The following is a 10,417-nucleotide window of genomic DNA, read 5'->3' on the forward strand; positions in this document are numbered from 1 at the left end:
GAAGGCGAGGGCGAGGGCGAAGGCGAGGGCGAAGGCGAAGGCGAACCGAGTTGCGTCATTGACGATGCGCAGAGTTACTACCTGCTGATGGTCGCTTTTGGGGACACGAATGGTAACGGTACACTCAACCAATCGGAAGTGGCCGCCATCACGGGCATCAGTGATTTCGCGCTCGGGCTGGGTTGGGGGCTGGTAGATACAGACGACGACGGCGAACTGAGCCTGGCCGAGTTTGTCGCTGTGGATTGGCTGTTCAATCTGCTGCCCGGGCTGGACGACAACGAAGACAACGTGTTGACGCTGGCGGAAGTCCAGGGACTCAACGAGAGCATTACGCAGGGACAGTTTGATGCTGTCGACCAGAACGGGAATGGCGTTCTCGACTGCGTCGACCTGTACAGCGGCGGCGAAGGTGAAGGCGAAGGTGAAGGTGAAGGCGAAGGCGAAGGTGAAGGGGAAGGGGAAGGCGAAGGCGAAGGTGAAGGTGAAGGTGAAGGGGAAGGGGAAGGGGAAGGGGAAGGGGAAGGCGAAGGCGAAGGTGAAGGGGAAGGCGAAGGCGAAGGCGAAGGCGAATACGACCTTGGCGATGTCTGCCCGGATGACGCCCTTTATAGTCAACCGGTTGACGGTCCCGTGGACGGGTGGGGATTATATGTGAGCAGTCTCGGGTCCTATGCCCCCGAAGACGCGGGAAATCCCGGTTCCGGGTACATATGCTTTGAGGATTTTGAAGGCGTCGGCGCGCCGATCGAGCAGGTCACGTGGTGGGGGTTCTTCCTCACGGCCGAGGGCGATGTATGTACGCCCGAGCAGGTTGAATTCGTGCTCCGTTTCTACTTGGAGGACGGGTCATACCTGGATGGATACCTCGTTGTGCCGCAACAGACACCGGCAGGTGTGGTCTATGGAGAAGGCGAGTGGCCGTTGTACCGGTTTGTTGCGTCGCTCGAAAGCGCTGTGGAGCTCCCGGCGGGCTACGTGTCCATCCAAGCGATTGGCGATACGTCCTGCTGGTTCCACTGGGCGACATCGCCTTGGGGGAACGGCGTAGCATACCAGTTTTACAACGACGCGCCCAGCGAAATCCCTGCCGACCTGAGTGTCTGTCTCACGGCAGCCGGTGCGGAAGGCGAAGGCGAGGGCGAGGGCGAGGGCGAAGGTGAAGGCGAAGGTGAGGGTGAGGGCGAGGGCGAAGGTGAAGGTGAAGGTGAAGGCGAAGGTGAAGGTGAAGGCGAGGGCGAGGGCGAGGGCGAAGGCGAGGGCGAGGGCGAGGGCGAAGGCGAGGGCGAGGGCGAGGGCGAGGGCGAGGGCGAAGGCGAGGGCGAGGGCGAGGGCGATGCCTGCGCCGATGAATGGCACTCTGCTGACCAGAACCACGACAATATCATCGCGCTGACCGAGTTGCTGCGCGTAATCCAGTTCTACAACTCAGACGGGTTGCACTGCGCGGCGGATTCCGGCGATACCGAGGACGGGTATGTGCCGGGTCCGGGCGCGGACACGGCGTGCTGCCCGCACGACAGCGATTACGCGCCCGCGGGGCCGGACTGGCAGATCGCGCTGACCGAATTGTTGCGGGTTATTCAGTTCTACAACTCAGGCGGGTGTCATTACTGTCCGGATGATGCCACGGAAGACGGTTTCTGCCCGGGATTGCCGGCATAGTTGGAGCTTTGCGAGACAATGAGCGGCCGTTCCTTCGCGGGGACGGCCGCTTTCGATTCCGTTGGGCCGCTACGGCTGTTTCAGGTCGTCGAGCCACCGTTCGTGGAGTTGCGACAAGCGCTCGACGATCTCCGGGTGCGTGAGGGCAAGATTGACCGTCTCCGAAGCGTCCTGGCTCAGATTACCGAGGAAGAACGGTTCCATGGGCAGGGTATGTCCGTCGATGACGGATTCCGCGCCGTTGACGACGAGTTTCCACTCGCCCTCGCGCACGGCCCACTGATCGCCCAGCATCCAGTGCAGGACGGAGTGCGGCGATGGGGCATCCTGTGATGCGATGACCGGCCCGATATCCGCGCCGTCCACCGTTTCCGGCGGTATTTTCACCCCGCAGTACTGCGCCAGCGTGGGCAGCCAGTCGATACTGCACGCCACCTGTTCGCGGACCTGCCCCTCGGGTATCCGGCCAGGCCATGAAACGATGCACGGGAGACGGATACCCCCCTCCCAGAGCGTGAACTTGTGGCCGCGGTAAATCCCAGCGCTGCCACCGCCGAAGAACGACCGCTCTTCCACGGAGTGGCCATTATCGCTGAGAAACACGACAATAGTGTTCTCGCGCAGGCCCAGCGCATCCAGCTTGGCGAGCACCTGGCCGATCTTATCGTCGAGAGAACGGACAAAGGCGCCGTACATGCCGCGGGGCGTTGCAGGGTCCGGCTGCGCCGCGCTGAAACGCTCCTCGCCCTGAAGCGGGTAATGCGGCATGTTGAACGGGAGGTAAAGAAAGAACGGATTGCCGCGATTCTCTTCCAGGAACCGGCACGCCTCGCGCACGACCAAATCCGGGAAGAACGCGCCGTCCTCATGCACTTGGGCGTCATCGCGCCAGAGGTCGTGCCGGTTCGGCCCCGACCAGTAGAAGAAATGAGAGTAGTTGTCGATGCAGCCTTCCTTGTGGCCGAAGAATTCGTCGAAACCCTGCGCCAGCGGGTTCATCTCCGGCAACATGCCGAGGTGCCATTTGCCGAAGACCCCCGTGCGATAACCCGCAGTCTTGAACGCTTCCGCAATCGTGGTCTGCTCCGGCGGAAGGCCTCTCTTGCCGCCTGCGTTTGTGTCGAGTCCCGCGCGCTGCGGATACCGCCCTGTCAACAATGCCGCGCGGGAAGGCGAACATACGGGCGCGGCCACGTAGAACTGCGTGAAACGAACGCCCCGCGCCGCGAGCGCGTCGAGGTTTGGCGTGTGCAGGTCCGTCGCGCCGTAGCAGCCCGCATCCACCGCGCCCTGGTCGTCTGTCAGGATGAGCACGACGTTCGGCGGGTGCGTATCCGCCGTGCCCGCCCGCCGGGCTGTTGCGGCGAGAACCGTTCCCGCGGTCAGTGTCTTGAGGAATCTGCGTCGTGTCCAGTGCGTGGTCATGTCCAGCGGTCTCCCCGTGATTCGCGTTGCCGACCTGATTTTCGCGCGGTGGGCGAATGGATGCAAGCACGCGGTGGGGTGGCGCTTGACAGAATATCTACCGCATGGTACATTTAGACCTACCAGTTGGTAGACACGCGATGAACCGTACGATCGTCGACCTCGAAGCCGGTCTCGACATGAAGGCGCGCATCACCGCCGCCGCGATACGCCTGTTTGGCGCGCACGGATACGAGGGGGCTTCCCTCCAAGCCATCGCGGACGCGGTCGGTATCCGCAAGCAATCGCTGTTGCATCACTTCCCCTCCAAAGAAACCCTGCACCGTCACGTGGTCGAGTCGCTGGTCGTGTACTGGAAGAATGAGCTGCCGCGCCTGCTTGCCGCAACGGAAAGCGGATACGGCCGCTTCGACGCTACCATGACCGCGCTGGTACAGTTCTTCCTGGAGGACCCGGACCGCGCGCGCCTGACCGTGCGCGAGATGCTGGACCGGCCAGCAATGCTCGCCGCCATGATGCGCGAACACCTCAGCCCTTGGGCGCGTCTGATTGCCGACTATATTCGCATGGGACAGGACTCGGGCCTCATCCGGGCCGATATCCGGCCGGAATCGTATCTCATTCAGGTGATGCTGATGATCATCGCCACAGCGGGGCTGGGGCCGGTCGCCTCGGTGCTTGTGCATGGAGACCATGAAGAAAGCAGGCCGGACGTGGCGGAACTGGTGCGCATTGCGCACGACTCCTTGTTCAAGAAGCCGCGGTCCGTCCGCGCGCAATAAGAGACATGGAACGATATGGACATTTTGGAGCAAGCAAGTGAACAAGGGAATTCAACCATGAGCGTGCTGGTCTTGCTGGAACAACGGGGGGAATTGAAGCCCTGCGCATTCGAAGCGGCCACGGCGGCGGGAAAGGTGGCGCGCGCGGCGGGGCTGGAGTTGAACGCGGTCTACATCGGCCAAGCCTTGGCGGACCAGGCTGACCTGTTGAAAGGCTTTGGCTTTGGGAAGGTCTTCGCGTACGAGCGCGGCGAATTGGGGCATTACTCGAACGATGCCTACGTGCCCATCGTGCGCGACCTCGTCCGCGAACTCGGCGCGCGTGTCGTCATTGGCTCCGCCACAGCGCTGGGCCGGGAGTACTGCGCGTCCGTGGCCGCGCGTTTGGGCGCGGAATTGCTGCAGGACTGCCTGGACGTCTGGTGGGACGGCGGATTGATGGCGCGAAAGCCCGTCTATGCAGGCAAAGTGCTCTCAGACGTGCGGGTGACGGGTGCGCCCGCGATGGTCTCGCTGCGTCCGAATGTCATTCCGGTGGTGCGCGAGGGCGACGCCGCGCCCGAGGTCGTGCGCCGCGAGATGCCGTCCGTGACTCTGCGCACGGTGCTGAAACAGGCCGCCGAAGCCGCCGCGGGGACGGTCGAACTCACGGAAGCCAAGATTGTCGTGTCCGGCGGGCGCGGAATCGGCGGCCCCGAGAACTGGCCGGTGCTCCAGGCTTTGTGCGACGTGCTTGGCGCGGCCTTAGGCGCGAGCCGCGCGGCCGTGGACGCGGGCTGGATTCATCACGCGCATCAGGTTGGCCAGACGGGCAAGGTGGTCAGTCCGGACGTATACATTGCGTGCGGTATCAGCGGTGCGATTCAGCATCAGGCGGGCATGCGCACCTCCAAGATTATCGTGGCGATCAACAAGGATACGAATGCGCCCATTTTCAAGCTGTGCGATTACGGGATCGTGGGCGACTTGTTCGAGGTGGCGCCTATGCTGACGGAGGAATTGCGCAAGGTGCGCGCGGCTTGACGGGGATATCAGTCTCGAGATTTCAGGTCTGAGATTTGAGATGTGACAAGGCGGGCGGAAATGCCGCGCCTTATGGGTGACGTACTATGCTGACCTTACCTGAGAAGGTGCTGTTCGCACTGGTTCTGGCGGGAGCGGCCTCCTATTTCGCGGTGCGTATTGCGACCCTCGTGCGCCTGATCCGGCTGGGAAAGCCGGACCCGGACCACCGCTCGTTCAAGAGCGGTATCGGCGGCGCGCTGATCGATGTCTTCACGCAGCGCAAGGTGTTCCGAAAACCGGCGGTGGGCTTGCTGCACATCTGCATCGTGTGGGGCTTCTTCGTATTCGCGGTCAACACGGTCAACCACTTTACCGGAGCCTTTCTGCCGGGGTTCCGCCTATTCGGCGCAACGTCGCTCTCGCTGTACTATGCCTCGCTGGCCGACATCTTCGCGGTCCTGATTATCGCCGGTGTCGCCGGGCTGGCCGTGCGCCGCTACGCATTCCGGCCGGAGAGCCTGACGCCGCGTTCGGTGGAATCCGCCGTGGTGTTTCTCGGCATCGGCGGCGCGATGGCCGCCTACCTGCTGTCACATGCGGCCGCGGTGGCCATGGACCGGCTCGACCACGCATCGTATTACGTGATATCGGCGCGGCTCGCGCAGGTCTTTTCCGGCATGGGTGCGCTTCCGCTGACGGTGTTCGCGCATGCGGCCTGGTGGGCGGACGCGCTGCTGCACCTGATGCTGGTCGCGCTGCTGGTTATCCCGACGAAACATCTGCACCTGGTGGCGGGCCCGATTAACCTCGCGCTGCCGGCGACGCGTGCGCGCGGGCAAATGTCGAAAATGGACCTCGAAGACGAGACGGCGGAATCGTTCGGGGTATCGAAACTCACCGACTTCACGTGGAAGCAGAACCTTGACCTGTATGCTTGCATCGAGTGCGGCCGCTGCCAGGATTTCTGTCCAACGTATAACACCGGCAAGCCGCTCAAGCCCAAGCACCTGATCGTAGACCTGAAACACCACCTGCTGCGCGACGGCCCGCGTCTGCTCGCCGGGGGGCCAAACGGCGCTGTCGCGGCCTTGCCGCAACTCGCCGGCGGCGTACTCGATGTCGAGGCGGTCTGGGCCTGCACGACGTGCCTGGCGTGCGTGGCCCATTGTCCGATGGGCATCGAGCACGTGGACAAGCTGACCGGCCTGCGCCGCTATCTCACATTGACCGAGGCGGCCACACCCGAGCAGGGCAATGTCGCGTTCCGCAACATGGAAACGGCGGGCAACCCGTGGGGCTTCGCGCAGGCCGAGCGCGGGGCGTGGGCTGATGGCCTGGATGTGCCAATCATGGCGGGTAAGCGCGAGGCCGACGTGCTATATTGGGTGGGCTGCAGCGGCTCGTACGACGACCGGACCAAACGCATCTCGCGGGCGATGGTGCGTATCCTCCAAGCCGCGGGGGTCGATTTCGCAATTCTCGGGGCGGAGGAGCGCTGCACCTGTGAAAGCGCCCGCCGGCTTGGCAACGAATACCTGTATCAGACGGCCACGCAGGAGATTGCCGAGACGCTGGCGCAGTATCGGTTCAAGCGTATTCTCACGGCCTGCCCCCATTGTTTCAACACCTTCAAGAACGAATACCCGGATTTCGGCGCGCGGCACGAAGTGGTGCATCACGCGGAATTCATCGCGGAACTGCTTCGAAGCGGGCGTATTGTCCTCAAGTCGCAGCGCGCCGCCCGGCTCGTCTACCACGATTCCTGCTATCTGGGCCGCTACAGCGGCATTTACGATGCGCCGCGCACGGTGTTCGCGGCGGCCGGCTATGAGCTCGTATCCGCGCCGCGCGAACGCGAGCACGGTTTCTGTTGCGGGGCGGGCGGGGGCCGCATGTGGCTGGAGGAAACCGCGGGCGAAAAGATCAACACGGTCCGCGCGCGGGAACTGCTCGCGACCGATGCGAAAGTGATTGGCGCGGCGTGCCCGTTCTGCATGACGATGCTAAGCGACGGCGTGAAGAGCGCGGATGCGGGCCAGACATCCGTGATTGACGTGGCGGAAGTTGTCGCCACACTCCTGATAGAGGCGCCGGACTTGACAACGGCGCAGGCGAGTGGAGGACAACCAGCACCGTGATCCTGGAACACTTCGAAGAGGAACACCACCTGTTCCGCCAGAGCGCGCGCAAGTTCATCGAGCGCGAGGTAGCGCCGTATCAGTCGCAGTGGGAGAAGGACGGCATAGTCCCGCGCGAGTTGTGGCGCAAAGCGGGCGAACAGGGGCTGCTCTGTCCCGATGTGCCGGAGGAATACGGCGGGTCCGGAATCCGGGACTACCGTTACCACCAGGTGCTTGCCGAGGAACTGGTGCATACCAGCGGCGCGGGCGTGGGTTTCAGCGTGCACACGGACATGGTCGTGCCCTACATCACGCATTTCGGGAGTGAAGCGCAGAAACGGAAGTACCTGCCGAAGGCGGTCAGCGGCGAGTGCATTACCGCCGTGGCGATGACGGAACCGAACACGGGCAGCGATCTGAGCGGCATCCAGACGCGGGCCGAGCGCCGCGGGGACTGTTACGTTCTGAATGGGCAGAAGACGTTTATCACGAACGGCATCTTGAACGATCTCGTCATCGTCGCGGCGCGCACCGGTTCGGAGGAAGACCGCCAGAACATCAGCTTGTTGATTGTGGAACGCGGCATGGATGGCTACGAGCGGGGCCGCAACCTCGAAAAGGTCGGGCTGCACGCGCAGGATACGGCGGAACTCTTTTTCCGTGATGTGCGCGTGCCTGTCGAGAACCGCATTGGCGAGGAAGGGTGCGGTTTCGCGTACCTGATGCAGCGGCTGCCGCAGGAGCGGTTGTCTATCGCCGCGTCGGGCCTGTCCAGCGCGGAAAGCGCGCTGGAAATGGCGGTGAACTACTGCCGGGAACGGACGGCCTTCGGGCGTCCGATCGGCAAGTTTCAGCACAGCCGGTTCAAGCTTGCGGAAATGAAAACCGAGATCGAGATCGGGCGCGTGTTTGTCAACCACTGCGTGCAACTGCACAACCACGGTCAATTGACGCCCGAACGCGCCGCCATGGCGAAGTGGTGGATCACGGAGATGCAGTTGCGCGTGATCAACGCGGGCGTGCAATTGCACGGCGGATACGGCTACATGCTCGAATACCCGATCGCCCGCGCGTTCGTGGACTCGCGGGCCCAGACGATCTACGGCGGGACCACGGAAATCATGAAGGAGATAATCGGCCGTTCCATGGGGTTCTGACCCCACGGCGCCATTGCGGCTCTAGTCATAAAAGGAGTTTCTTTGGTCATGAGCAACGTTTTGACGGACATGCGTAATCTGCGATTCCTGCTGTACGAGGTGCTGAAGGCCGACGAAGTGACCCGATATCCCTTCTTCGCGGACCACTCGCGCGAGACCTTCGACATGGCGCTCGACGCCGCGTATCAACTGGCGCGGGAAGTGTTCTGGCCCTCGTTTCAGGAGTGCGACCGCATCGGCGTCGCGTTCGACGGCAAACAGGTGCGCGTGCCGGAGGCGGTGCATGAGATCTGGCGGCACTGCAAGGAAGGCGGCTGGTTCGCGCCGGTGGCGGCCTGCGAATTCGGCGGCCAGCAATTCCCGCACAGCCTGTACGCCGCCGCGCTGTTCCTCTTCAACTGCGCCAATACGACCGCCGCGATGTATGTGAGCGGCGCATACGGTGCGGGGCACCTCATCGACGAATTCGGCAGCCCTGAAATGAAGGCGAAGTACCTGCCGCCGCTGTACACGGGCGAATGGGGCGGCACCATGGCGCTGACCGAGCCGGACGTGGGAACCTCCGTCGGCGATATCAAGACCACTGCCGTCAAGGCGGCCGACGGCGACTATTACCTGCTCAAGGGCACGAAGCGCTTCATCTCCAGCGGTGACCAGGACATCACGGAAAACATCATTCACCCGGTGCTCGCGCGCATCAAGGATGCGCCGCCGGGCGTGAAGGGGCTGAGCCTGTTTCTCGTGCCCAAGTACCGGGTGAACGGCGACGGCAGCATCGGCGCGTTTAACGACGTCGTGACCGCGGGTGTCGAGCACAAAATGGGCCTGAAAGCGTCGGCAACGTGCACGCTGATCTTCGGCGAGCACGACGACTGCCGCGCGTGGCTTATCGGCGAGGCGAACAACGGGCTGCAGTACATGTTCCAGCTGATGAACCGGGCGCGCATCTATGTCGGCATCCAGGCGGTGGCCGGCGCGTCCGCCGCGTATCAATGCGCGCTGCAGTACGCGCGCGAGCGGCTCCAGGGCCGCGATGTGACCTGCCGCGACCCGCTGGCGCCGCAGGTGCCGATCATCGAGCACACGGATGTGCGCAACATGCTGCTGCGGCAGAAAGCCTTCATCGAGGGCGTACTGGGCATGATTCTTTATTGCGCCAAGTCGGCGGATATCCGCGAGCACATCGACGACGAGGCGGAGAAGGAACGGCTCCAGCAGTTGCTGGAGCTGCTGACGCCGTGCTGCAAGGCCTACGTCTCGGACGGCGCTTTCGAGTCGATCCGGCTGGCGATGCAGTGCCTGGGCGGCGCGGGCTATTGCGAGGAGTTTCCCATCGCGCAGATGCTGCGCGACAACAAGGTCTTCTCCATCTATGAGGGCGCCAACGGCATCCAGGCGCTCGACCTGCTCGGGCGCAAGGTGCCGATGGAGCAGGGCGCGGCCGTGCGCACGCTCATGGCGGAGATCACCCGCGCCATCGACGAAGCGTCGGCAATGCCGCCGCTCCAGCCGCTGGCCGGCAAGGTGCAGGTGGCGATGAACGAGGTAGGGGCGACGCTCATGCATCTGGCGGGCGTCGGTCTCTCCGGCGACATTCCGCTCTACGTCGCGAACGCCACGGCGTTCCTCGACATGTTCTCGCGCCTGATCATGGCGTGGCAGTTGTTGCTCCAGGCCGTCGCGGCGCAGCGCGCGCTGGACGCGGGCGCGGCGGAGGAATCGTTCTACCGGGGCAAAATCGAGACGGTCCGTTTCTACGTCAACCAGGAACTGCCGCACGCGCTTTCGACCGCCTCGCTCCTGCGCGAAAACGAGCGCACCGCGCTGGATTTCAAGCCGGAGTGGTTTTCCTGACAACACCCTGGCTCTTCGGCGTTCCGCCCGCGAACTCGACTTGCGGCCGGAACGCTGATGGCCTTTCTCGCCGGCGCGCCGGGTCCTATGCCTGTTCGTCCGCGGAAGGGCCATAGAGCGACGGCAGGGGGACATCGTGCATGCGCAGATAGACGGTCAGTTGCCCGCGGTGGTGGACCGTGTGATTAATCAGCATCGAGCGCACGACCGCCACGCGCGGCAGTTCCATGACGACCTTGCCCTCCACCTTCATGCGCCACACGGCCAGCATGTGGGCGTCGCTTTGGCCGGTCAGCGCCCGGATGGCCTCTGCAACGTTATCATCGTGGCTCTTCAGCAGTTCCGCCCGGTTTGCGGCCAGAAAGGGTGTGTAGGCTTCCCTTTTCAGTTCGAAGACGTCGGTCTGGAC

The 10,417-nt window shown here is 63.5% G+C and carries 8 protein-coding genes; 6 read left to right on the forward strand and 2 right to left on the reverse strand.

All coding sequences use genetic code 11. The features are described from left to right. The coding region (locus KA184_17450) for a hypothetical protein (GenBank protein ID MBP8131368.1) at positions 1 to 1,665 on the forward strand (1,665 nt) is incomplete at its 5' end. A 69-nt stretch (positions 1,666 to 1,734) separates the two neighbouring features. Here the strand turns inward: KA184_17450 and KA184_17455 are convergent. Beyond that, positions 1,735 to 3,090, reverse strand: coding sequence for a sulfatase-like hydrolase/transferase (locus KA184_17455; GenBank protein MBP8131369.1), 1,356 nt, complete (start codon positions 3,088 to 3,090; stop codon positions 1,735 to 1,737). 140 nt (positions 3,091 to 3,230) lie between these two features. Between KA184_17455 and KA184_17460 the strand changes: the two genes are divergently transcribed. The 5 genes from KA184_17460 (at position 3,231) to KA184_17480 (ending at position 10,008) form a co-directional block, all read left to right on the forward strand. Next, positions 3,231 to 3,872: a TetR/AcrR family transcriptional regulator gene (locus KA184_17460; GenBank protein ID MBP8131370.1), complete on the forward strand. Its 642-nt coding sequence runs from the start codon at positions 3,231 to 3,233 to the stop codon at positions 3,870 to 3,872. A gap of 57 nt (positions 3,873 to 3,929) precedes the next feature. Further along, a complete protein-coding gene (locus tag KA184_17465; protein ID MBP8131371.1) occupies positions 3,930 to 4,895 on the forward strand; it encodes an electron transfer flavoprotein subunit alpha/FixB family protein in 966 nt (321 codons plus the stop codon). Between the two features lie 86 nt (positions 4,896 to 4,981). Next, on the forward strand, positions 4,982 to 7,015 hold the full coding sequence (locus KA184_17470; GenBank protein ID MBP8131372.1) for a 4Fe-4S dicluster domain-containing protein: 2,034 nt from the start codon (positions 4,982 to 4,984) through the stop codon (positions 7,013 to 7,015). Next, the gene (locus KA184_17475; GenBank protein MBP8131373.1) at positions 7,012 to 8,154 is read left to right on the forward strand and encodes an acyl-CoA dehydrogenase family protein; all 1,143 of its coding nucleotides are present in this window, start codon (positions 7,012 to 7,014) and stop codon (positions 8,152 to 8,154) included. The genes KA184_17470 and KA184_17475 overlap by 4 nt, the downstream gene beginning before the upstream one ends. A 48-nt stretch (positions 8,155 to 8,202) precedes the next feature. Further along, positions 8,203 to 10,008: an acyl-CoA dehydrogenase gene (locus KA184_17480; GenBank protein MBP8131374.1), complete on the forward strand. Its 1,806-nt coding sequence runs from the start codon at positions 8,203 to 8,205 to the stop codon at positions 10,006 to 10,008. 85 nt (positions 10,009 to 10,093) lie between these two features. On the opposite strand, the gene KA184_17485 is transcribed toward KA184_17480, so the two are convergent. Beyond that, positions 10,094 to 10,417: damage-inducible protein DinB (locus KA184_17485; protein MBP8131375.1), on the reverse strand; the 324-nt coding region annotated here is incomplete at its 5' end.

It is taken from the genome of Candidatus Hydrogenedentota bacterium (assembly GCA_018005585.1).
GTDB lineage: Bacteria > Hydrogenedentota > Hydrogenedentia > Hydrogenedentales > JAGMZX01 > JAGMZX01.